Raw genomic sequence first — 23,149 nt, 5'->3', positions numbered from 1 at the left:
CATGAAAACGGTAATTGTAACAGGTGCTGCCGGGGGTATGGGACAGAAAATTGTTCAACAGCTGTTAGAGGAGAATTATGTAGTTGTCGGACTTGACTTAGCGGCAGATCATCCACTTGAATATCCTTATTTTCAATATCATCAATGCGATGTAACAGATGAGCGGATGATTGAACCAATTGTTGAATCACATTCAAATGTGTACGGCCTGATTAATGTACATGGGTTAGCACAAGCCGCTACCCCGATTGAAGAGGTAACAGCCGATTATTGGGATAAGCTGATGAACGTAAATGTTAAAAGCTTATTTTTACTAGCAAAAGCGGTAGTTCCAAAAATGAAGAGCGCGAACGATGGCGTCATTATAAATATTGCTTCGATTTCTGCTGTACGCCCGAGACCGGGGCTTCAGGCATATATTGCTTCAAAAGGTGCGGCGGAAAGCTTTTCCAGAGCGATGGCCATCGAATTAGCTCCGTATAATGTACGCGTCAATACAATTCATCCAGGACCGGCCAACACGTCGATGCTTGGACAATTCGCGGCAGCGGATTCTGATGTAGAGCAGGCGAAGGCGCAAATTTTCGCTTCCTCCGTTCCGCTCGGCCGATTAATCGAACCGCAAGATATTGCGAATGCGGTACGTTTTTTATTGCAGGAGCAGTCGAGCATTATTACGGGAACGACGCTTCATGTCGATGGCGGGCGCGGCTTATAGAAAGGTGGACAAACGATGGAACATATTCCGATGTGTATTAATGGTGAATGGATCGAGGGAGAGGACAAAATTACGGTGTATAACCCATCTACCGGGAAGCCGCTTGTAACAGTTGCCAATGCAACGAATGAACAAGTAGATTATGCTGTCCGTCATGCAAATGCAGCATTTGAAAGTGAGGAATGGCGTAAAGTAAAGCCATTTGAACGGGGTCAACTATTAGTGGAACTTGCTCAATTTATTCGTCAAAACGCTGAACATTTAGCGGAATTGGAAAGTTTGGACGTCGGGAAACCAATACAACAAGCTCGTGGCGATGTTGAAGCAGCGGCACGTTACTTTGAGTTTTATGGTGGTGCTGCAGATAAAATGATGGGTGACACGATTCCGATAGAGGACGGTATTTTTAATGCGGTCGTATTGGAGCCCATTGGAGTGACGGTACATATTGTGCCTTGGAATTATCCGATTCAAATTACGTCACGCAGTGTGGCAGCAGCAATCGCGACAGGTAACGCGGTAATAATAAAGAGCGCGGAAGATACACCATTAACGACACACGAACTGGTGAAATGGCTAAATGCGCGTCTTCCGAAAGGTATTGTTCAGCATGTGACCGGGCTTGGTAAAGATGTAGGGGCTTATTTATCAAGTCATCCGGGCATTCACCAAATAACATTTACCGGTTCTGTACCTACAGGCATTAGTGTCATGCAGGCAGCTGCAAAAAATATAGTACCTGTAACGTTGGAACTTGGTGGAAAATCCCCGAATATTGTTTTTGCAGATGCAGATGAGGAACTTGCACTTGAAGGGGTTATGCGTGCGATTATTCAAAATGCAGGGCAAACATGTTCTGCAGGTGCACGCTTATTGATTGAAAAATCATATAAAGATACATTTTGTGCGAAACTTGTTGAACGCTTCAAACAGATCCGTGTTGGGGCAGGTGAGCAGAATTTAGACATGGGGCCTTTGTTAAATGCAAACCAATTTCAAAAAATCACGGGTTTGCTGAAACTTGCCCAGCGTGACGGTGAAGTGTTAATTGGCGGCAACCCTTTACGTGTAGAAAATTATGAGGACGGTTATTATGTGGAGCCGACAATTGTAGACGGGCTTGATGTAACACATCCGCTCGCTGTTGAAGAAATTTTTGGGCCTGTATTAACTGTTTTTACATTCGAAACAGTAGAGAATGCGATACAGCTCGCCAACAGTACAGATTACGGGCTCGTTGCCGGTGTATGGACACGCGATATTGACGTCGCGCATTTTATGGCCAGCCGTATAAAGGCCGGTCAAGTATTTATCAATAATTACGGTGCGGCGGGCGGTATCCAAATGCCGTTCGGCGGCTATAAAAAGAGCGGAATCGGAAGAGAAAAAGGATTGGTAGCAATGCGTAACTATACGCAAATGAAAAATATTGCGATTCGCTACAACGTTCAGGGGAGGTAATTGCTGATGACCGAGGAAAAAAAGGCTGTATTGCAAGTCGATAATTTATCGATAGCGTTTGATATGGCAGATGGTAAGCAAACGAATGTTGTCGAAGCGGTCAGCTTTCAAGTGTTCGAGGGGGAGACGCTCGCACTTGTAGGTGAATCCGGCAGTGGGAAAAGTGTGACATCGCTTGCGATAATGCGCCTTTTACAGATGCCGCCAGCCTGTATTACATCCGGAAAAATTTTATTGAACGGTAAAGATTTACTGCAAATGAAGCTGGATGATATGAGCAGTGTTCGCGGGAATGAAATGTCGATGATTTTTCAGGAACCGATGACGTCTCTGGACCCGGTCTTCAAAATCAGTAATCAATTAATTGAGGGAATCCGCCGCCATCAGCCACTGGATAAAAAGCAGGCATTTGCTATTGCGCTCTCGATGCTGAAGGAAGTCGGCATAGCGAATGCCGAAAAAGTTATACATGAATACCCGCACCAGTTATCAGGCGGGATGAGGCAGCGCGTTATGATTGCGATGGCAATGGCCAACAATCCGAAACTTCTGTTGGCGGATGAACCGACAACTGCACTCGATGTAACAGTCCAGGCGCAAATTTTACAGTTAATGTTGAAAATGAAAGAAGAACACGGCTCATCCATTTTATTTATTACACATGATATGGGCGTAGTAGCAGAAACAGCAGATCGGGTGATGGTCATGTATGCAGGTCAAATTGTTGAATCGGGACCTGTAGAACAAATATTTACTGATCCGAAACATCCGTATACGAAAGCACTGCTGCAAACGATGCCATCACTTGCAACAAATGAGCGAAGATTACCTACTATTCCAGGCACCGTCCCGTCTCCTTCAAACTTCTCGGCAGGCTGTCGCTTTAGCCCTCGTTGCCAGCATGCGATGGATATTTGTGATCGCACAATACCAGCTGAAAGCAGTTTTGAATCCGGTCAGATCGTTCGCTGTCATTTATATAAAGAAAAGGAGGTTGCTGCGCATGACACGTGAAATATTAATAGAAGTGAAAAATTTAAAAACACATTTTAGTGTAAAACGAAAAACATTGAAGGAGAAGAAAAAGGTAGTAAAGGCTGTTGATAATATTTCACTTGTTATTTATAAAGGGGAGACGCTCGGTGTAGTAGGGGAATCCGGCTCCGGTAAATCGACTCTTGGGCGCACAATTTTAAAGTTGACAGAGCCGACGAGCGGTGAAATTTATTTTCGCGATATCCCTATTACAAAGCTAAAAGGTAGTGAGTTACAAAAACACCGAAATGCAATGCAGATGGTATTCCAAGATCCGTTTTCATCTCTTAATCCACGTATGCGTATCGGTGATATTTTGCAGGAGCCGATGAAGCTTCAATTATCCATGTCAAAGGAGGAGCGTCAAACGCGTGTTCTGACATTGCTTGAAAAAGTGGGGCTGCGTGCAGATGCGGTGAATAAGTTTCCGCATGAATTTTCGGGCGGACAGCGCCAACGTATTGGAATTGCGAGAGCTCTTGCGATTAATCCGGCTTTTATTATCGGGGATGAACCTGTTTCGGCGCTCGATGTATCGGTCCAGTCACAAGTACTGAACCTGATGATGGATTTACAGGAAGAGTTTAATCTCACCTATTTATTTATTTCTCATGACCTGAGTGTTGTTAAGCATATAAGTGACCGGGTAGCAGTGATGTATTTGGGGAATATCGTTGAAATCGGCGAAAAGGAAAATATATTTGCTGCACCAAGGCATCCTTATACGCAGGCGTTGCTCCAAGCAATACCAGTCGTAGATTTCACCAAAAAACGAGAGGTGATTCCGTTAAAGGGAGATCTGCCGAATCCGATGAATCCGCCCGTCGGCTGTGTGTTTCATACACGATGTCCACATGTAATGCCTCAATGCCGGGAAAAAAAGCCGCTTCTTAAAGGTACAGATGCGCAGCAAGTCGCTTGTTTCTTATACGAGGAGGAGATAACGAATGCATAACAATATAACGGATGTAGCCGGAATTACAGTAGGGCACGCCGTTGATGTACACGGTGTGACGGGCTGCACGGTTATTGTAGCAAAGGATGGGGCGGTATGTGGTGTGGATGTGCGTGGTTCTGCACCGGGTACACGTGAGACCGATGCGCTTGATCCGATTAATGGAGTAGAAAAAGTACATGCCATTACATTGGCTGGCGGTAGCGCATTCGGATTGGAAGCCGCTTCAGGTGTAATGAACTATTTGGCGGAGCAGCAAATTGGTTTATTTGTGGAGGTCGCTACTGTACCGATTGTGCCAGGCGCGGTTATTTTTGACCTATTGATTGGGAGCCCGGCTGCATATGCGACAAAAGAAATGGGCTATGAAGCGGCACGCAATGCGGTGGCTGGTCCTTTTGAAAACGGCAATGTCGGTGTCGGCTATGGAGCGACCGTCGGGAAAGTGGCAGGTATCGAACACTTTATGAAGGGGGGACTTGGCTCAAGCTCTATACAAGGTACGGAAGATTTAGTTGTAGGTGCAATTGTCGCAGTGAATGCGGTCGGTGATGTGAGGGAGCCTGCAACACATGAAATCCTAGCAGGCAGTCGGAATCATGCGACAGGTGAGTGGCTGGATAGCTGCGCTTTAATAAAGCAATATGCAAATGTCCATACAACGCCAGGTGCCAATACGACAATTGGTGCAATTGCCATCAATGCGAAACTGACGAAAGCTGAAGCGAAAAAGCTGGCGCAGCTGACGCATAATGCACTTGCGCATACGATTTATCCAGTGCATACAATGTTTGATGGCGACACAATTTTTGTACTCGGTACAGGGGAAAAGCGTTATCAGCTTGATTATTTAGGACAGCTTGCAATAGAAGCAATGGAGCAGGCGATTGTTCTTGCGGTAAAAGATGCGAAGCGTTTGGCGAATGTTGAAAGTTATGAAAGTATCCGAAAATAGGGGGAGTTCTATTGATAAAGTATGCTCGATTGTTATTAATGGCATTGGTCGTTGTTTTACTGGCAGCTTGTTCGGAAGATTCAGGCTCTAGTTCTTCAAATGAAACAAATAATAGCTCATCAGGGGACGCGGCGCAAGAAATTATCGTACGTGTAAATGATGATCCGGATTTTTTAGATCCGCATAAAGCGACTGCTTCGATTTCATTCCAGATGATTTTAAACATGTTCGAAGGATTGATGGCTCCAAATACGGATGGTTCATTACGCGAGGCATTAGGAGAAAAATATGAAGTATCGGATGATGGCTTAGAATATATATTTACGATCCGTCAAGGTGTAAAATTCCATGACGGTTCAGATTTAACGGTGGACGATGTTAAATATACGTTCGACCGTTTAATGGGGACAAATGGCGGCGAAAAAATGAAAAATAATTTTGATAATGTTCTTTCGACAGAAGTTGTGGACGATAAGACATTTAAATTTACATTAAAAGAGCCGAATTCAAACTTCTTATATGCATTAACCGCATTAACTTCAGGAATTGTACCGGCAGCAAACGACGGCAAGCATAATGAAAACCCAATCGGTACAGGGCCATTCGCATACGAAAAATACTCACCGGGTACGAATTTAGTGCTGAAGAAAAACGACAACTACTGGAGAGATGGTTTACCGTATTTAAATAAAGTAACGTTCAATTTCCAGTCGGATGATCAGGCGGCTATTATGGCGCTGCTTGCAAATGAAGTTGATTTAACAAGTATACCTTGGGCACGTATTGATGAAGTAACCGATGAATTTAATACAATGCAACAGCAGAATAACTCATCGTTAGTTGTTACTTTTAATGAAGAGAAAGAACCTTTTAACAATGTGAAAGTGCGTCAGGCGATCGCAATGGCGATTAATAAGGACGACATTATCAGCTCTGTATTTAACGGGTATGCGGAGAAACTTGGCTCCAATATGAGTCCGGCGATGGGGAAATACCATGATGATTCTCTTGTGGATGTTTGGCCATTCGATGTTGAAAAGGCTAAATCTCTTCTTGAAGAAGCAGGATATCCGGATGGCTTCTCTACAAAAATTACGGTTTCATCTCATAACGGAATTTACGGGAATATTGCACAAATCGTTGTTGAGAATTTGAAGGCAATCGGTATTGACGTTGAAATTGAAGTCGTGGAATGGGGGATTTGGCTGGAGCGTGTTTACTTTGGCCGTGATTATGAAATGACGGCAATCGATTTAACAGGGCGCCCATCTGCCTATGAAGTGTTAAATGATTACGTTTCAACGAACGATGGAGAAAACTTTTTCCGATTCAACAATGCTGACTTTGATAAGGTGATGAGTGAAGTGCTGCTTGAAACAGATCAGGAAAAGCAAGTGGACTACTTCAAACAGGCACAAAGTATTTTAACTGAGGAAGCAGCGGCAGTGTATATTGCAGACTATCAAGTGATCTGGGGCTCAGATAAAGCGGTATCCGGTTTGAAGTCGTATCCATTCTGGTACCATGATATGTCGGAAGTGAAAATGTCAAATTAAGAAAGGGTTGAAGCGTAATGCTGTATTTACTACGCCGCTTCGTCCTCTTAATTGTTACTGTTATTTTTGTATCATTTATTACATTTGGCGTGTTTCAAATTTTGCCTGGAGACCCCGTGCTGACCATGCTTGGTACAGAGGCGGATCCTGCACAGATTGAAAATTTGAGGTCTGAGCTTGGCTTGGACCTCCCGCTATATGTACAATATTTTGACTGGATAACAGGACTTTTTACAGGGGATTTAGGAAATTCTATTCGATTTTCAATGCCGGTCATGGATTTAATGCTCGATCGCCTGCCAGTCACTCTTTCATTAGCAGCAATTACGCTTTTCATCGTTTGTGCAGTGTCGTTACCGCTTGGCATGTTTGCCGCACGACGTCAAAATAAATTAAGTGACTTAACGCTGTCAACGGCAACACAAATCGGGATGGCTATTCCATCATTTTGGCTGGGGATGATGCTGATTATTTATGTTGCTATGAATGTTGATTTTTTCAGAATTAGTGGCTACATACCTTGGTCCACAAGTGTTACAGGGGCATTTAGTACATTGTTATTACCGGCGATAACGATTGCCATTCCGCAAATAGCGATTAATTTCCGCTATGTCCGTACGGCGATTCTTGAGCAGATTCGCCTTGATTATGTTCGGACAATTCGCAGTAAAGGTATTGTTGAACGCATCGTCATGTACAAGCATGTACTAAAAAATGCATTGATCCCGATTTTAACTGTTTTCGGATTGATATCAGCAGAAGTAATGGCAGGAACAATTATTGTTGAGCAAGTATTTTCGATTCCAGGTGTAGGGCAGTTATTAGTGACGGCAATCAACAACCGGGATTTTCCGCTTGTACAGGGAATCGTCATGTATATTACGATTGCAGTAGTATCGATTAACTTTATCATTGATATTTTATACTCCATTATAGATCCACGAATTCGAATTCGCTAAAGGGGGTGAGCAAGGTTGACATCTAAACTTCTGAAAAACTTCAATTTGCTCATCGGCTTGTTTATTGTTGGTGGGTTATTACTGATTATGATAATAAGCTTTTTTTACACGCCGCATGATGTAACGGCAATGAATATTGCACAAAAACTGCTGGCACCAAACGGCACCAATTGGTTCGGGACAGATGAATTCGGCCGCGATATTTTTAGTCGGATTATGAAAGGGACACAAACAGCCTTTTTAGTTGGGGTAATCACAGTTTTTATTGGAGTTGTATTTGGTGTGCTCATTGGAGGCATTGCCGGTTATTTCGGCGGTTGGACGGACGAAATATTAAGCCGTTTTCTAGATGCGCTTATGGCGTTTCCGGGCATCATTTTAGCGTTAATGCTCGTGGCCATTTTTGGTCCGGGTATTGTGAATACATCCATCGCTTTGGGAGTCATTGCAATACCAGGCATTGCCCGCATTGTAAGGAGTGGTTTCGTCCAGCAGCGTGAAGCGGAATACGTGTTGGCGGCAAAGCTCATTGGCGCTAATGCACCGCGTATTATGTTTCGGCATATTTTCCCGAACATTTCCTCACAAATTATTGTTGCGGCAACGATTACATTTGCTACGGCGATGCTGGCAGAAGCGGCTCTTAGCTATTTAGGACTGGGTGTGCAGCCACCTGACCCTAGTTGGGGAAGGATGCTGAAAGATTCACAGTCTTATTTGACGAGTGCCCCCTGGTATGTCTATGCGCCTGGGATTGCGATAACAATAATGGTATTAGGGCTATATATGCTAAGTAATGCTGTGCGGGATTTGTTGGACCCGAGATCAAAGCAATAATTGTTCAGTGATTTCAAAAAGGACAGTGCTGAAAAAATAATCCAAATATAATAAAGGCAGGAATAGTATGACAACAGATTACACATTACCGTATAAAATAATACAAGCACCAATGGCCGGAATTACGACGCCTAAATTTGTCGAAGCTTGCTGTGAGGCAGGCATGTTAGGGTCAATAGGGGCAGGTTACTTAAATGGTGAAGAAACACGGATATTTATTCAACAAGTTAAGCACCTGACGAAGAAACCTTTTAGTGTGAATTTATTCGTACCGGAAGAATCGGGAATCGATAATGCGATTATTCAAAAGGCGTGCAAGGAATTGCAGCCTTTTTATGAAAATTTAGGTATTTCCAGTACACCATCTGTCGTGCCTGCAGAAGTTTTTCTCGACCAAATCCAGGCGATTATCGAGGAAGAAGTAAATATCGTATCGTTTACGTTTGGTATTCCTGATGTACACATAATAAAAAAATTAAAAGAACGCGGTATCTATTTAATCGGCACGGCCACAACTGCAGAGGAAGCGATTGCCGTTGAAAAAGCGGGTCTTGATGCCGTAGTTGTTCAAGGAAAAGAAGCAGGCGGGCATCGCGGGTCGTTTACTGAGCCTCTTCAATTAATAGCGACTAGTAATCTTTTAGCGGATGTACGTGAACTAATATCCATTCCGCTCATCGCTGCGGGTGGAATTATGACGGCCGAGCATGTCAGGGAAATGTTGCAGCAAGGGGCGACGTCTGTTCAAGTGGGTACGGCTCTCTTAACTGCATATGAATGCGAGTCATCGAAAATCCATAAACAGGCGATTTTAACTTCCGGTATTCATGCGACAACTTTGACGAAAGCCTTTACCGGCAAATATGCGCGCGGCTTGAAAAACAGATTTACCGAGCAATTAAAAGAAGCGACTACCGCTCCATATCCGGTCCAGCATTATTTGACACAACCGATCCGAAAAGAAAGCGCCCGCCAAAACAACCGTGAATATATGTCTCTTTGGATGGGGGAAAATAGCTATTTGGCTAAAGAGGCATCTGTTAAAGAGATTATCGAAACTCTCTTACCGTAAAATTTTTTATACCGACGACAAAGGATAAAAACTTTGTCGTCGGTGTTTTTTTGTGCTTATTTGTTTGGATAATGCATATAGTTTCGTTAAGGAAGGAGGGCTTTATTGGAATTACAAGATGTGCTTCGTGTTGCAGGGATTGGGTTGATTATTGCACTTCTTCATTTATTCTTCGAGCATTTAGGAAAAAAAGAGTTTTCATTTTTCCTGTTTTTCATTGCGTACCTATACATGACGATTGAATTAATTCGATTTTTGCGCTTGTTCTTTCAAGAAATTGTCGTATTTTTTCAATGGTTGACGGCCGTCTAGCGAAATGATTGCGCTATTTGCAAGTGTCATTTATTTAGTTCTGTTTTTATTTTTAAAACAGACGATGGACAAGCTGCATTCAATCATTGTCGTCATCGCTTTCTTTATTTTTTTCCAGTTTGTTATCCGCGAACAACTCATCCCGCTTTGGCAGCGACTCGCAGTTATTTTCAATAATGTTCCATACAGTAAGGGACTGCTTTTCACGGCATTGCTCTTTTTGCTGAATGAATTAATCTGTCAGCTATTAGATCAATTTGAATATGAAGCTTTTGCGACATTAGTCACGTTGTCCATTCGCATGACCGCAGTTTTATATTGGATCAATCTGCTACAACCGAAATTTCAGCTATTAATCCAATTATTAGAAAGGCTACAGTAATGCAGACAATTTATTCGATTTTTTCAGAGCCTATTCAATCGTTAGTGTATTCTTTGCTGCTTGTAGCGATCTATATTTTGATGTATTTACTGCTACTTGCTTTAGTCCCGAAAGAAACCGTGTTAATCGAACAGTTATTTATTATTTTGTTTATCGTAGTATTTGCACAAAATGTTGTCGATGCCTTTGTGGTGCTGTATGAGCTCATTGCCATACTGCAAAATTTCTTTATGGCGATTTTGCCGATTATGTCATTTATGCTGTTGACAATTCAAACCGTGTTTACGGCGATCGCATGGAACCCGATTATCATTCTTTTTGTCCAAATCATTTTATTTGTCAGCACAAACGTAACGATACCAGCTCTTGTCCTCGCATTGATATTTGATGTATGCACAAAAATATATCCGGCCATTTCCTTTTCAAAAGCTGCAGATTTTATCCGTTCTTCCATTTTAAGCGTCATGATTGCGTCGGTTGTTGCATTGACCTCGATTTTGACGCTTTCGGGTGCCGCCTTTATTCAGCTGAATGATGCATTAAAATCACCTATAAAAAAATTGATCGAGCAGAATATTCCGTTAATCGGCAACTTGATTGTAGAAGGGCTTTCCTTTTTCCAAAAAACCCAGTCAACGGTTTCCACCTTTGTCGGACTGTCCTTTTTGACAATTATCTGGGGTGCGGCTTTTTATCCGGCAACGGTCCTTTTAATGCACGCACTGCTGTTTAAAATTATTGGCGCCATTATTGAACCGTTTACAAATATGCGTATGAGCGGTCTGTTTGATGATGTTGGAAAGACGATGTTTGTTTTATGTGCGGTGGCCTTTTTACTTGGCTTCGCAATTATGTTTATCGTGCTGTTATTTATTTTCTTTATGCAGATGTCAATGGGGGGAAAAACATGATTCAATTATTTCTTTTTATTTTACTGGGCAGCAGTCTTCTCCTTTTTGCCGATGAGCGGCAATGGCAAGTATATGTAAAGCTCGCATTGTATTTATTCGTGACAAGCACAATTCTTTCATTGTTTGCATAACCGGTTTGTTTCGTTCATACATTATGTTGAAATCTAGTAGAGAAGGGGGCGTATACGCTTAATAATGTGGAAAAGAAACAAGCGAATCGTCCTGTCTTATTAATTGTCATTGCCGCAGTATTTATTATTTTTGTATTCATGTTTCTATCACAATCGGAGAAAGGGGAAAGTTATAGCTCAAATGAGGAACAGCTTGCCAGATTATTAAGTGAAATTCAGTCAGTCGGACAAGTCCAGGTTTATTTTCACTATGATCAACATAGTGAACAGCAATTTCTGTCTGTATCACAACAGCAAAAGCTATCCGGTGTCATCATTGTGGCACAAGGAGCGAATAACACCGACGTGAAAACCATGCTAAAGGAAACAGTTGGGCATGTTCTGCAAATTCCGTCGCATCGTATTCAAGTAGTGCCAATGCAAATTAAGGGGGAAAACAAGTGAAAGTGAAAAAGCGAACAGTTTGGTTCTTAACAGTAGTAAGTTTAGCTGCGGTAATTTCTGTATTTTATATTTTTGAAGACAATACGCCGAATATTTTAACAATCTTCTCTGATGAAACGATTGATGAAACAGATATTTTAGGGGTCAATCAAAACCTGACACAACCAGTTAACTCAGAAAGCGACTTATTCCAAGAAGTACGTTTAGAGTTGGCAAACAAACGCAGCCAGCAAAAAGAACAGCTGACACAAAAGATTGCTGCGGATGAATTTACAGCAGAAGAAAAGAATGAGGCATTCAATGAAATGGATGAACTGATCAAATTGGAATCATCAGAAGCGATGCTGGAAATGCTTATTAAATCAATCGGCTATTCTGATGCCCTTGTCCGTATTGATGGAGATAAAGTAGCTGTACGAGTTATGTCAGATGAAGTATCCGAGAAATTAGCAGATGAAATTTTATATGTGGTGCGCTCTGAATTTAAGGATTATGTAAATGTTAGTGTAGAATTCGAACCTTTTAATTAAGAGAGCGTCATATTATAGTAAAGCAGTAAATGTGTTATATAGCAGTTTGAAATATGTTTCTTTGTCTTAATATAAGATTGTTCTGCTTTATGCCTATTTTTGAGCTATTTAAAATTATTTGTTTCAAAATAGTCCGAAAAATTATAAAATAGGGTTTGTATTGTTATTACTTTTTTTTAAGGGAGAGTTAAAGATGTTCAAAGTTCAAGAAATCCGAGAAATTATTAAATTAGTAGATGCTTCATCAATCGACGAGTTTGTATATGAAGCGGACGGCGCAAAGGTTAAACTAAAGAAAAACAACGGTGTTACGGAAGTAGCAGCTCCTAAAAAAGTACAAGAAGCAGCACCGGTTGCAGCAGTAGCAGCACCAGCAGCTCCAGTACAAGTGGAAGCGGCACCAGCACCAGCTCCAAAAGCAGAAGCACCAGCAACACCAGTAGAAAACACGGCTGATTTACATAAAATCACGTCTCCAATGGTTGGAACATTCTACCAAGCTCCAAACCCGGAATCACCGGCATATGTAAAAGTAGGCGATAAAGTAGGCGAAGAGTCAATCGTTTGTATCGTAGAAGCGATGAAGTTATTCAACGAAATCGAAGCTGAAGTTAAAGGTGAAATCGTAGAAATCTTAGTTCAAGATGGCCAGTTAGTAGAATACGGTCAACCATTATTTTTAGTAAAAGCTGAATAAGGAGCGTATATACAAATGAAAAAAGTATTAATCGCAAACCGAGGCGAAATTGCAGTACGTATTATTCGTGCATGTAAAGAGCTAGGTATTCAAACGGTCGCAGTATATTCTGAAGCAGATGCGGATGCATTGCATGTGAAACTTGCGGATGAAGCATATTGTATCGGACCAAAGTTATCGAAAGATTCGTATTTAAGTTTCCCAGCAGTTTTAGGGGTAGCACAAAAAACAGGTGCTGACGGGATCCACCCAGGATATGGTTTCTTGGCGGAAAACGCAGCATTTGCTGAAGCTTGTGAAAACGCGGGTATTAAATTTATCGGTCCTTCTTCGGATGCGATTAAAATCATGGGAATTAAAGACGTTGCACGTGACACAATGGAAGCGGCAAACGTTCCGTTAGTTCCTGGTACAGGCATTGTACCGAATATCGAAACAGGTAAAGAATGGGCTGCGAAAATCGGTTACCCAGTCATCATTAAAGCAACTGCTGGTGGTGGCGGTAAAGGGATCCGTGTTGCACGCACAGAAGAAGATCTTGTAAAAGGAATCGAAATTACTCAAAAAGAAGCAGCGGCTGCATTCGGCAACCCTGGTGTTTACTTAGAGAAATTCATCGAGTATTTCCGTCACTGCGAGATTCAAGTATTAGCGGACAGCCATGGTAATGTTGTACACCTTGGTGAGCGTGACTGTACAGTACAGCGCCGCATGCAAAAGCTTGTAGAAGAAGCGCCGTCTCCGGCACTATCTGAAGAGCGTCGCGCAGAAATGGGCGAAGCCGCTGTAAAAGCAGCATTAGCTTGTAACTATGAAGGTGCTGGTACAATCGAGTTCATCTACGATTACCAGGAAGATCGCTTCTACTTCATGGAAATGAACACACGTATTCAAGTTGAGCACCCTGTAACAGAAATGATCACAGGTGTTGACTTAGTACAACAACAATTAAAAATTGCTTCTGGCCAAGAACTTCCGTTCAAGCAAGAAGACATCAAAATCAACGGCTGGGCAATTGAATGCCGTATTAACGCCGAAAATGCATACAAAAACTTCATGCCTTCAGCAGGTACGGTAGATACGTATGTAGTACCAGGCGGCTATGGTGTCCGTATCGATTCTGCAGTTTATGCAGGTTATACGATCCCACCATATTACGATTCAATGGTTGCAAAACTAATTGTTCATGCGGACACTCGTGAAGAAGCAATTGCAAAAATGAACCGCGCGTTATCAGAATTTGAAGTAGCTGGACCTGGAATTAACACAACAATTCCATTCCACCAGGCTTTAATGAACAACGACGTATTCAAATCAGCGAAATTCAACACGAAGTTCCTTGAAGAAAATGATATTTTAGGCGTGAATGTAAAGGCTTAATCGGCTTTTACTCACGTTTCGACCCTCTAATTTTAAATTAGAGGGTTTTTTCATTTTATTTGAAACTATTTTTCAGTTTGTCCGTCTGTACGTGGGATAGCATTTACATGAATAGGGAAGGGGGCAGAGATTAAGAGGGGAGACAGAGTTACCGAAATGTTACCCTATCTGAAAAGATTGGAATATGTTAACATATATCTGAATCTTTAAATTTTAGAAAATATAAAAGGAAGTGTTATAGGTACATATGAAGAAAATATTTAAACCATTGATCGGTGCAATTGCGATTGGTGCCATTACTCTATCTATCAATACTGATAACAATGTATTCGCGAATGATATAGCAACTGCATGTGATTTTGATGCATCCTCAAATGTAAACCCGGATTATGCCACTACGAACTGCCTGTTAACTGAAACAGCACTGAATTATAATGTCCCGCCTGAAATTGTGAAAGCAATTGCAGAAGGGGAAAGTGGGAATTGGCGTCATTTCGATAGCAACGGCCAAGCAATCGTAACAGCCGATAATGGGATTGGCCTCATGCAAATTACGAATCAGGCAGGGTATGATGAAGCAAGACTAAAAAGCGATCTTGTCTACAATATTGAATCTGGCGTAAAAATTCTAGACAAAATGTTTGATCGATCGGACTTACCTAAAATTAACGGTGGTCAACGAGATGTCCTGGAATCTTGGTACTTCGCAATCATGGCTTATAATGGTACGAAGCCGGTAAATAGTCCAGTTGAGCAAGCAACTGGTGAAAGAAATGCAAATGCCTATCAGGAAAAGATTCTTGGATTTGTTGAGAAGTATGAATTAATCGACTTACAAGTGCTGCCTTTTACAAGTGAAGATTTCCAATATGACTCTAACAGCAGAGATAATATTAAGTTTTTAAAGATGAACTATAACTTTGATTTACCATTAACAAAATCAAAGTATTCTTTTGAAAAAGGTCAAAAAGTAAGTGCTACAACGAATGTAACGGTTAGAACAAGACCTACTACGGATAGCCCTTCTAAGGGGACTTTAAATAAAGGTGAAACGGTTACTATTTCAGGTCCTTTTGAATATGAAGAAGTAGCTTCCAAGAAAAATCACTTTGTCTGGTATCCGGTGAAAAGAAACGACGGGTCAGAGGGTTATGTAGCATCGAGTTATTTGGATTTCGTAGATTCAACAGCAACACCTGAACCTACACCAACACCTGTACCACCAGTAGATTCTAAACCGGATTATTCTTCTTATATTAAACAGTATGCTGATTTCAGCACGACAGCTTGGTGGAAAGATGATATGATCTGGGCAATTGACAAAGGGTACATTCAAGGCGACAGCACAATTCGAAATGCAAAAACAAACAAATTGGAAACACATTTGTTACCGAACAAACAATTAACAGAAGCGCACTTCCTGACTATCTTCTTCCGTTATGCGGAAAAAGATGCTTTAGCGAATGCAAAGAGCACATCATCTTGGGGCAGAAGCGGCGTGTATAACTTGGCGAAAAAGTATAATATGCCGGTATTGGCAAGCGAAAAAACAAAAGCCTCAAGAGATATAGCGGAGAAAGGTATTAGACGCGGGAAATTGGCACAGTTGATGGTTTCGTATTACTATGGGAAAACAGTAAGCGAAAATACAGCAATTCAATTTTTCATCAAGAATGGGCTTACTACACAGTCAATCAAAGAATTCAAACCTAACGATATTTTAACGCGTGCGCACATATCTGCATTCATACAGCGCTATGATTCATTTGTACAAAAGCAAAAATAATTGAAAATACTAAAACGGTTGCGTCCTCGGCAACCGTTTTTCTCATTTTAAAGCTGTAAAATATTTTATTTGGGGTAAAGTATGAATGAAGAAATAAACTGATCGCAGGCATGAAATATTAAAGGAATATTACTCTCGTGATTATTCTGAAAATAACCAATTTTCCCTATTTAAAAAAATGCTCATAATGCATTGCATTTTACTATAATAACGAATATTATATATAAGTTCTTAAAAATTGTTCGTGTTTTGAAAAGAGGAATGCAAATGTTTCAGTTAAAAGAAAATGGGACGACAGTTAAGCGTGAATTATTTGCGGGATTAACAACATTTTTAACGATGGCTTATGTCATCATTGTTAACCCGATTATTTTATCAGGTGCTGGGGTTCCGGTTGATCAAGTATTTATGGCTACAATTATTGCAGCAGTTATCGGTACAGGCTGGATGGCGCTATGTGCGAACTATCCGATCGCCGTAGCACCGGGTATGGGATTAAACGCGTATTTTACTTATACTGTTGTATTAGCTTCAAATGGAGAGATTACGTATACTACTGCTTTTTCAGCGGTGTTTATTGCAGGTATTTTATTTATTATTATTAGTTTAACGCCATTCCGTGAAAAGCTCATTACAGCGATTCCGGAAAACTTAAAATTGGCGATTACTGCAGGGATCGGATTATTTATCGCGTTCATCGGACTGCGTATGTCAAAAATCGTTGTAGCGGATGAATCCAATTTAGTGAAGTTTGGTGATATTTCAGATCCTGCACCGTTATTGACATTTATCGGACTGTTCATTACAGTCGCATTAATGGCACGTAAAGTGAACGGTGCAATTTTTATCGGTATGATCGTGACGGCAATTATTGCCATGTTCACAGGACAGCTTACAATCGATAAAGTAGTGGCGCTTCCGCATTTACCGGAAGGCATCATTGTACTTAATCCAATCACTGCGATTTCTGAAGTAATCGAATACGGTTTATATGGTGTTATTTTTTCATTCATATTAGTTACATTATTTGATACGACAGGGACGCTAATCGGTGTATCAAAGCAGGCAGGATTATTGAAGGACGGAAAACTGCCGCGCGCTCGTAAAGCACTTGTTTCCGATTCACTTGCAACAACAGCGGGTGCGATATTCGGAACAAGCCCATCTACAGCATATTTGGAATCAGGTTCTGGTGTTGCAGTAGGTGGCCGTACAGGTTTAACAGCATTAACGGTTGCTGTACTGTTCATCGTTGCTTCATTTTTCGGACCGCTTGTCGGTTCATTATCAGGTGTGGCGGCTATTACTTCACCTGCATTAATCATCGTTGGTAGTTTAATGATCGGTGTCGTTAAAAATATGAAGTGGGATGAAATTGAAGAGTCGTTCCCGGCATTTTTAGTCATTTTATCAATGCCGCTTACTTCAAGTATTTCTACAGGGATTGCACTAGGTTTTATTAGCTATCCATTAATTATGCTTATAAAAGGCCGTGGACGCGAAGTACATCCGCTAGTATATATTTTCGCCGTTCTGTTTGTTTTACAGTTAATCTATTTACCGCATTAATCAAAGTGCTGCTTCTTATTGAAGCGGCACTTTTTTTAGTGTGCCCGGCATGCACAACAGCCTGGTGGTGAAAGTCCACTACAGGCTTGGCAGTAGGAACTGTTAGCGAAAGACAAGGGTGTCCATGGTGACGTGGAATCTGAAGGAAGTCGGACGCAAACTCTCGAACTGACGAACAGAAATCAGATAAAAGGCTGACTTGGGACGGATGAGCTTGCTAAACAAAGCGAAGTCCAATACTGCCCAAATCCCATACAGTAAATCTGGCAGTTACATGAGAGGAAGGCGGTTGTGCTTACCCGGGGAGGTCTCTTGAGGGTTATTCAATTAACAATTTGTTTAGTGATAAATGGATGAATCAAGAGAAGTCAGCAGAAGCCATAGTAGTCTTCGACCGAAGATGAAGGGCCGAACAATCTTTTAAATCTTGAAAGAAACAAGGAGGTGGAGACATCCCGCCAAAACACAGAAAACATCAAGGTATAGACCGAATAGATGGCTACTTATAGAGGGATAAGCTGGAAGCGAAAGAGTATATAAGAGCGTGTAGGGATGTAAACATGGAAATGAAGAAACAAGAAAGTATCAATTTAATTGACAGAATTGCGTCCCATAGAAACCTATGGAATGCATATAAGAAAGTAAAAGGAAATGGAGGAGCACCTGGAATCGACGGTATCACGGTTGATGGACTGAAGGCGCATTTAATAAAATATGAGGAACCATTGAAAAGGAAATTAAAAGATGGTTCCTACCAACCTCAACCAGTGAAACGAGTAGCTATCCCAAAAGCGAATGGCTCCAAACGATATCTAGGTATACCATGTGTATTGGACAGAGTTGTTCAACAAGCCATTCTACAAGTCATCCAACCAATAATTGATCCACACTTTTCAGACAAAAGTTTTGGCTTTCGAAAAGGTCGAAACCAACACCAGGCAATTGCCCTCGCTAAGAAATATTACGAGGAAGGTTATCGAACAGTGGTGGACTGTGACTTGAAAAGTTACTTCGATACGATTCATCACCAGCGACTACGAGCTTATTTGGAAGAATTCATAACAGATAAAATAGTACTTAAGCTAATATGGAAATTCTTACGCTCAGGCATATTGGACAAGGACATCCTCATTGAAACGACAGAAGGTACACCCCAAGGGGGTCCACTCTCTCCAATTCTAGCAAACGTGTATTTAAACAAGCTAGATAGAGAGTTAGAAAAACGAGGACACCGATTCATTCGCTATGCGGATGATTTTGTGATTTATGTAAAGTCACCAAGAGCAGGTGAACGCGTCATGACCAGTGTCAAGAATTTTATCGAAGATGAACTGGGTCTCACAATCAATGAGCAGAAAAGTAAAGTATGTGGCGCAACAGCAGCTACATTCTTAGGGTTTCATCTACAAAATCTGTCGGGAAAGTGGGATACCGACCAATCAAGTCCGCCAAGAAACGACTAAAAGATAAGCTAAGAATACTGACGAGTCGTAAACGAACAGGGACATTTAGTGAGATTGTGAAAAGAATCAATCAAACAACGGTTGGTTGGATTAATTACTACGGAGTTTCCAACATGAAAACTTTCATCCAAGAATTACAGGGATGGTTAAACCATCGCTTACGTCAATTAATATGGAAACGGTGGAAGCTACCACGAACTAAATATGTGAAATTACGCCAATACGGAATCCAACATGATGAAGCGATGAAAACGGCGCATTCAAGAAAAGGGTACTGGCGAATATCACGAAGCGAGGTTCTACACCAAGCCATTCCAAATAAAAGGCTCGTAAAATGGGGACTGAAAGACCTGTCCCAATTTTACGAGCAAAGATACTCAAAAGATTGAACCGCCGTATACGGAACCGTACGTACGGTGGTGTGAGAGGTCGGCTAGCCAATTAATGGCTAGCCTCCTACTCGATTATCAACATCCTGTTCTATAAGGATATTTTTGGGTATGAAAAAAAGGAATGTCTACTATGATTTTTAACTATTGTACACATGATAATCGTACGATATAGTAGGTTCCGTCATAAATACTCTTCATCCTAATCATATAGACATGAGGTTATATAATGGATTTAATTATTATTTTATTTGCTTTAGGGCTGTTAATGTTTGCGGCTTTTAGAGGATTTTCGGTTATTATCGTTGCGCCAATATGTGCACTGTTAGCGGTATTTCTCATTGAGCCTGCCAATATATTACCGTTCTTTTCGGGCATTTATATGGAAAAGATGGTCAGCTTCATTAAAAATTATTTCCCGGTCTTTCTGCTAGGTGCGATTTTCGGGAAAGTTATTGAGATGTCTGGTATTGCGGAATCGATCGCAAAAACGATTGTAAAACTGATCGGTGCCAAACAGACGCTATTAACAATCGTATTATTTGGGGCCATTTTAACTTATAGCGGTGTCAGTTCGTTTGTCGCTGTTTTTGCGATATATCCTTTTGCCGTTCAATTATTCAAAAAGGCGGATATCCCGAAACGACTCATGCCGGCTACAATTGCACTCGGGGCATTTACATTTACAATGGATGCTTTACCGGGAAGTCCGCAAATTCAAAATGTGATACCGACAACGTTTTTCGGGACTAATATATACGCAGCACCTGTATTAGGGATTATCGGTGCCATCATTATATTAGGAACCGGATTATCGTATTTGGAATGGCGAAAGCGTTCGGCTAAAAAAGCTGGGGAAGGCTATTATGGCTTGAATGGTGAAATCAAAGAAAATGATGACAACAGCAAAGCGCTGCAACCTACGAATGATATGGATCAGTCGATTTTACGGAAAGTTTTAGCTTTTGTACCGCTCATTTTAGTGGCGGTAATGAACAATTACTTAATTACAGCCATTCCTAGATGGTATCCGAATGGATTTGACTTTGCGGCGATCGGTCTCTCTGACTATTCGATTGATGTTGCTGCAAATGCCTCTATTTGGGCGATTGAAATTGCGGTCATCGTCGGCATTGTTTCGGCATTCGCCTATAACTTTAAACGTGTTATCCGACAAGTGAAAGAAGGATTAAATAAAACGATCGGCGGTGCTTTACTGGCTGTAATGAACACAGGTTCCGAATACGGATTTGGTGGAGTTATCGCTGTATTGCCCGGTTTTTCGACGATTAGCAGTGGAATATCGGGCACCTTTACAAACCCGCTTGTAAATGGTGCAGTAACGACGAGTGTGTTAGCAGGTGTCACAGGATCTGCTTCGGGTGGAATGGGAATTGCGCTAGGTGCAATGGGTGACCAGTTTAACAGAGCGATTGCAGCTGCCAATATTTCACCGGAAGTTATGCACCGCGTTGTAGCAATGGCATCAGGTGGAATGGATACATTGCCGCATAATGGTGCAGTCATTACACTTCTGGCTGTAACGGGATTAACGCATAAACAGTCGTACGGAGATATTTTTGCTATTACGCTAATTAAAACAGCAGCTGTATTTGCCGTCATTGCACTGTATACGTGGTTTGGAATTATTTAAGTAAGAGAAGATTGAATTTTTATTGAGTAGAGCCGGAGATCAAATTGAGTCTCCAGCTCTTTTTTATTTAAAAAAACAAATGGTTTATTTTCACTTTAAAATAAATACATCTTTTTAGCTTTTTTCTAAATACTAATGCAGAGGAAATTTATTAAGGAAGTGATAAAATGCAAAGAAAAAAATGGAAAAGAATTGCTTTTATTTTATTTTTAGTCCTTTTATTTATATTTGCAGCTATGTACGTTTTCAATAGTCTCGGTGAAGCAAAAGGACGGGACTATTATGAAGAAACAGGTCAAATTATTTGGGATATTCAAACGGACGAAAAGGTAGTGGCCCTGACATTTGATGATGGGCCACATCCGAAATATACTAGCCAAATACTTGATTTACTTGAACAATATGAGGCAAAAGCAACGTTTTTTATCGTGGGGCAATTGGCTGAAAAAAGCCCCGAACTCGTTTTGCGAATGCATGAAAGTGGACATGAGATCGCCAATCATACGTACACACATCCCTTTACAAAATCAGTTTCTCCCATTATGGAAGAGGTTAATCAAACATCCGATACAATTTTCAGCATTACAGGGGTGAAACCGAATTTATTTCGGCCGGTCGAGGGACATTATACAGATGAACTCGTAAAAGAATCCGTTAAAAACGGCTATAAAATTGTTATGTGGTCATGGCATCAGGATACTGAAGACTGGAAAGATCCAGGTGTAAATAAAATAGTAAATACCGTATTGAACGGTCTTGGAAATGGAAATGTTGTGCTTTTCCATGATGGAGGGGGCAATCGGGAGCAGACGGTTCAAGCGTTGGAGAAAATTTTGCCCAAGCTGAAAGAGCAGGGCTACCGGTTTATTACAATTTCACAAATGATCCGATTACAAAATGATACGAAACAACATATCGTAGAGGAGGAGAAGTGATGAAATACAGAATTGCATTGATGATGACAGCCATTTTCATCCTAGCATTTATCCCGGTTGCCGATGCATCAGCTGAAGAGGCCACCACCTTGACAAAGGAACAGCTAATGCAAAAAAGGATGGACTATTATATACAGCATGAAAATATATTATTGCCCTGGTATTATCTGGCTGCTGTCGATCAATTTGAACGCAATATCCAGGAAGTGCGAACGGATATACCAAAACGGGAAAGTGTCATAGCTATTCAATTTTCGGATGAATTTTGGTCCGGTATTTTAAATCCGGCGGGCGATGATACATCCCCGGTTTCGATTGCCTATTTTAATGGGAACGGTAAGGACGGCAATGGAGATGGTGTGGCAGACCGGTCCGATGATGCCGATGCATTATATACATTAGCGAGCTATTTAAGACAGTATGGATATGGTGAGGATAATTTTAAATTGGCCTTATGGGATTATTATCAAAATGAACTTTCGGTCAATCAAATACTTGTAATTGCAAAATTATATGAGAAATTCGGAACAATCAATTTAGATGATCATACATTTCCGTTATCCACTCATGCCGACTACAGCTATAGAGGAACATGGGGAGCAAATCGCGGCTGGGGTGGACGTAGAATCCATGAAGGTACAGATATTTTTGCACCTTACAACACACCGGTCTATTCAACATCATACGGTGTAATTGAAGTGATGGGCTGGAATCAGTTTGGCGGCTGGCGTGTCGGTATCCGTGATAACCATAACTCGTACCATTATTATGCACACCTCGCTTATTTCCAGAAAGGGCTTAAAGAAGGCGATATAGTCGAGGCAGGACAAATTATCGGCTATGTTGGAAGTACAGGGTACGGAAAAGAAGGAACAGCCGGAAAATTCCCGCCGCATCTTCATTACGGAATCTATAAATTTAACGGCCGTACAGAGTGGGCTTTTGATCCGTATCCAGCTTTGGCAAGATGGGAAAAAGAAGCGAAGCAAAGAAAACAATAATGAGGTATTCATTCTCG

At 41.2% G+C, this 23,149-nt stretch carries 24 protein-coding genes; all 24 read left to right on the top strand.

Features of this window, described 5'->3' with window-relative positions:
* Position 1 precedes the first annotated feature (1 nt).
* The 24 genes from MKY71_RS10790 (at position 2) to MKY71_RS10675 (ending at position 23,132) form a co-directional block, all read left to right on the top strand.
* A complete protein-coding gene (locus MKY71_RS10790) occupies positions 2–718 on the top strand; it encodes an SDR family NAD(P)-dependent oxidoreductase (protein WP_340732585.1) in 717 nt (238 codons plus the stop codon).
* 15 nt (positions 719–733) lie between these two features.
* On the top strand, positions 734–2,179 hold the full coding sequence (locus MKY71_RS10785; protein WP_340732584.1) for an aldehyde dehydrogenase family protein: 1,446 nt from the start codon (positions 734–736) through the stop codon (positions 2,177–2,179).
* Positions 2,180–3,193, top strand: coding sequence for an ABC transporter ATP-binding protein (locus tag MKY71_RS10780; protein ID WP_340732582.1), 1,014 nt, complete (start codon positions 2,180–2,182; stop codon positions 3,191–3,193).
* Positions 3,183–4,169, top strand: a complete 987-nt coding sequence (locus MKY71_RS10775; protein WP_340732581.1) for an ABC transporter ATP-binding protein — start codon at positions 3,183–3,185, stop codon at positions 4,167–4,169. Before MKY71_RS10780 ends, MKY71_RS10775 begins: the two co-directional genes overlap by 11 nt.
* Entirely contained in the window at positions 4,162–5,124 is a 963-nt protein-coding gene (locus tag MKY71_RS10770) for a P1 family peptidase (protein ID WP_340732580.1), read from the top strand. The genes MKY71_RS10775 and MKY71_RS10770 overlap by 8 nt, the downstream gene beginning before the upstream one ends.
* Before the next feature lie 38 nt (positions 5,125–5,162).
* Entirely contained in the window at positions 5,163–6,680 is a 1,518-nt protein-coding gene (locus MKY71_RS10765) for an ABC transporter substrate-binding protein (protein ID WP_340733637.1), read from the top strand.
* 17 nt (positions 6,681–6,697) lie between these two features.
* Positions 6,698–7,639 carry an ABC transporter permease gene (locus MKY71_RS10760; protein ID WP_340732579.1) on the top strand — a complete coding sequence of 314 codons (942 nt, stop codon included), beginning with the start codon at positions 6,698–6,700 and terminating at the stop codon, positions 7,637–7,639.
* 15 nt (positions 7,640–7,654) lie between these two features.
* Positions 7,655–8,476, top strand: coding sequence for an ABC transporter permease (locus MKY71_RS10755; RefSeq protein WP_340732578.1), 822 nt, complete (start codon positions 7,655–7,657; stop codon positions 8,474–8,476).
* Between the two features lie 67 nt (positions 8,477–8,543).
* Complete coding sequence (locus MKY71_RS10750; RefSeq protein WP_340732576.1) at positions 8,544–9,548, top strand: NAD(P)H-dependent flavin oxidoreductase; 1,005 nt, start codon at positions 8,544–8,546, stop codon at positions 9,546–9,548.
* 105 nt (positions 9,549–9,653) lie between these two features.
* Complete coding sequence (locus MKY71_RS10745) at positions 9,654–9,860, top strand: hypothetical protein (protein ID WP_008404269.1); 207 nt, start codon at positions 9,654–9,656, stop codon at positions 9,858–9,860.
* Between the two features lie 4 nt (positions 9,861–9,864).
* Positions 9,865–10,242 carry a pyruvate formate-lyase gene (locus tag MKY71_RS10740; protein ID WP_340732575.1) on the top strand — a complete coding sequence of 126 codons (378 nt, stop codon included), beginning with the start codon at positions 9,865–9,867 and terminating at the stop codon, positions 10,240–10,242.
* A complete protein-coding gene (locus MKY71_RS10735) occupies positions 10,242–11,153 on the top strand; it encodes a stage III sporulation protein AE (RefSeq protein ID WP_340732573.1) in 912 nt (303 codons plus the stop codon). The genes MKY71_RS10740 and MKY71_RS10735 overlap by 1 nt, the downstream gene beginning before the upstream one ends.
* Complete coding sequence (locus MKY71_RS10730; RefSeq protein WP_340732572.1) at positions 11,150–11,284, top strand: hypothetical protein; 135 nt, start codon at positions 11,150–11,152, stop codon at positions 11,282–11,284. The genes MKY71_RS10735 and MKY71_RS10730 overlap by 4 nt, the downstream gene beginning before the upstream one ends.
* Positions 11,285–11,350: 66 nt before the next feature.
* A complete protein-coding gene (locus MKY71_RS10725; protein WP_339171766.1) occupies positions 11,351–11,728 on the top strand; it encodes a hypothetical protein in 378 nt (125 codons plus the stop codon).
* Complete coding sequence (locus MKY71_RS10720) at positions 11,725–12,258, top strand: SpoIIIAH-like family protein (protein ID WP_339171764.1); 534 nt, start codon at positions 11,725–11,727, stop codon at positions 12,256–12,258. Before MKY71_RS10725 ends, MKY71_RS10720 begins: the two co-directional genes overlap by 4 nt.
* A gap of 193 nt (positions 12,259–12,451) precedes the next feature.
* Positions 12,452–12,955: an acetyl-CoA carboxylase biotin carboxyl carrier protein gene (gene accB, locus MKY71_RS10715; protein ID WP_339171762.1), complete on the top strand. Its 504-nt coding sequence runs from the start codon at positions 12,452–12,454 to the stop codon at positions 12,953–12,955.
* A gap of 15 nt (positions 12,956–12,970) precedes the next feature.
* Positions 12,971–14,335 carry an acetyl-CoA carboxylase biotin carboxylase subunit gene (gene accC / locus MKY71_RS10710; RefSeq protein ID WP_339171759.1) on the top strand — a complete coding sequence of 455 codons (1,365 nt, stop codon included), beginning with the start codon at positions 12,971–12,973 and terminating at the stop codon, positions 14,333–14,335.
* Between the two features lie 247 nt (positions 14,336–14,582).
* Positions 14,583–16,121, top strand: a complete 1,539-nt coding sequence (locus tag MKY71_RS10705; RefSeq protein ID WP_340732571.1) for an SH3 domain-containing protein — start codon at positions 14,583–14,585, stop codon at positions 16,119–16,121.
* 267 nt (positions 16,122–16,388) lie between these two features.
* On the top strand, positions 16,389–17,690 hold the full coding sequence (locus MKY71_RS10700) for an NCS2 family permease (RefSeq protein ID WP_339171754.1): 1,302 nt from the start codon (positions 16,389–16,391) through the stop codon (positions 17,688–17,690).
* 566 nt (positions 17,691–18,256) lie between these two features.
* A complete protein-coding gene (gene ltrA / locus MKY71_RS10695) occupies positions 18,257–19,153 on the top strand; it encodes a group II intron reverse transcriptase/maturase (RefSeq protein WP_339171590.1) in 897 nt (298 codons plus the stop codon).
* Entirely contained in the window at positions 19,057–19,542 is a 486-nt protein-coding gene (locus tag MKY71_RS10690; protein ID WP_339171587.1) for a group II intron maturase-specific domain-containing protein, read from the top strand. The genes ltrA and MKY71_RS10690 overlap by 97 nt, the downstream gene beginning before the upstream one ends.
* 229 nt (positions 19,543–19,771) lie before the next feature.
* Positions 19,772–21,196: a GntP family permease gene (locus tag MKY71_RS10685; RefSeq protein ID WP_340732570.1), complete on the top strand. Its 1,425-nt coding sequence runs from the start codon at positions 19,772–19,774 to the stop codon at positions 21,194–21,196.
* Positions 21,197–21,363: 167 nt separating this feature from the next.
* Positions 21,364–22,131 (top strand): polysaccharide deacetylase family protein, encoded by a 768-nt coding sequence (locus tag MKY71_RS10680; RefSeq protein WP_340732569.1) that lies wholly within the window; start codon positions 21,364–21,366, stop codon positions 22,129–22,131.
* Positions 22,131–23,132 carry a M23 family metallopeptidase gene (locus MKY71_RS10675; RefSeq protein ID WP_340732568.1) on the top strand — a complete coding sequence of 334 codons (1,002 nt, stop codon included), beginning with the start codon at positions 22,131–22,133 and terminating at the stop codon, positions 23,130–23,132. The genes MKY71_RS10680 and MKY71_RS10675 overlap by 1 nt, the downstream gene beginning before the upstream one ends.
* Positions 23,133–23,149 lie beyond the last annotated feature (17 nt).

Origin of the sequence: Solibacillus sp. FSL W7-1324 (genome assembly GCF_038008025.1) — a bacterium.
GTDB lineage: Bacteria > Bacillota > Bacilli > Bacillales_A > Planococcaceae > Solibacillus.
The sequence above is the reverse complement of the archived record's forward strand: the minus strand, read 5'-3'. Positions and strand labels throughout refer to the sequence as shown.

What these genes read in the sequence shown, in the direction of transcription:
- MKY71_RS10790 (WP_340732585.1), top strand. Translation starts at nt 2, where the DNA reads ATGAAAACGGTAATTGTAACAGGTGCTGCCGGGGGTATGGGACAGAAA.
- MKY71_RS10785 (WP_340732584.1), top strand. Translation starts at nt 734, where the DNA reads ATGGAACATATTCCGATGTGTATTAATGGTGAATGGATCGAGGGAGAG.
- MKY71_RS10775 (WP_340732581.1), top strand. Translation starts at nt 3,183, where the DNA reads ATGACACGTGAAATATTAATAGAAGTGAAAAATTTAAAAACACATTTT.
- MKY71_RS10770 (WP_340732580.1), top strand. Translation starts at nt 4,162, where the DNA reads ATGCATAACAATATAACGGATGTAGCCGGAATTACAGTAGGGCACGCC.
- MKY71_RS10765 (WP_340733637.1), top strand. Translation starts at nt 5,163, where the DNA reads ATGGCATTGGTCGTTGTTTTACTGGCAGCTTGTTCGGAAGATTCAGGC.
- MKY71_RS10760 (WP_340732579.1), top strand. Translation starts at nt 6,698, where the DNA reads ATGCTGTATTTACTACGCCGCTTCGTCCTCTTAATTGTTACTGTTATT.
- MKY71_RS10750 (WP_340732576.1), top strand. Translation starts at nt 8,544, where the DNA reads ATGACAACAGATTACACATTACCGTATAAAATAATACAAGCACCAATG.
- MKY71_RS10740 (WP_340732575.1), top strand. Translation starts at nt 9,865, where the DNA reads ATGATTGCGCTATTTGCAAGTGTCATTTATTTAGTTCTGTTTTTATTT.
- MKY71_RS10735 (WP_340732573.1), top strand. Translation starts at nt 10,242, where the DNA reads ATGCAGACAATTTATTCGATTTTTTCAGAGCCTATTCAATCGTTAGTG.
- MKY71_RS10730 (WP_340732572.1), top strand. Translation starts at nt 11,150, where the DNA reads ATGATTCAATTATTTCTTTTTATTTTACTGGGCAGCAGTCTTCTCCTT.
- accB (WP_339171762.1), top strand. Translation starts at nt 12,452, where the DNA reads ATGTTCAAAGTTCAAGAAATCCGAGAAATTATTAAATTAGTAGATGCT.
- accC (WP_339171759.1), top strand. Translation starts at nt 12,971, where the DNA reads ATGAAAAAAGTATTAATCGCAAACCGAGGCGAAATTGCAGTACGTATT.
- MKY71_RS10705 (WP_340732571.1), top strand. Translation starts at nt 14,583, where the DNA reads ATGAAGAAAATATTTAAACCATTGATCGGTGCAATTGCGATTGGTGCC.
- MKY71_RS10700 (WP_339171754.1), top strand. Translation starts at nt 16,389, where the DNA reads ATGTTTCAGTTAAAAGAAAATGGGACGACAGTTAAGCGTGAATTATTT.
- ltrA (WP_339171590.1), top strand. Translation starts at nt 18,257, where the DNA reads ATGAAGAAACAAGAAAGTATCAATTTAATTGACAGAATTGCGTCCCAT.
- MKY71_RS10690 (WP_339171587.1), top strand. Translation starts at nt 19,057, where the DNA reads ATGTGGCGCAACAGCAGCTACATTCTTAGGGTTTCATCTACAAAATCT.
- MKY71_RS10685 (WP_340732570.1), top strand. Translation starts at nt 19,772, where the DNA reads ATGGATTTAATTATTATTTTATTTGCTTTAGGGCTGTTAATGTTTGCG.
- MKY71_RS10680 (WP_340732569.1), top strand. Translation starts at nt 21,364, where the DNA reads ATGCAAAGAAAAAAATGGAAAAGAATTGCTTTTATTTTATTTTTAGTC.
- MKY71_RS10675 (WP_340732568.1), top strand. Translation starts at nt 22,131, where the DNA reads ATGAAATACAGAATTGCATTGATGATGACAGCCATTTTCATCCTAGCA.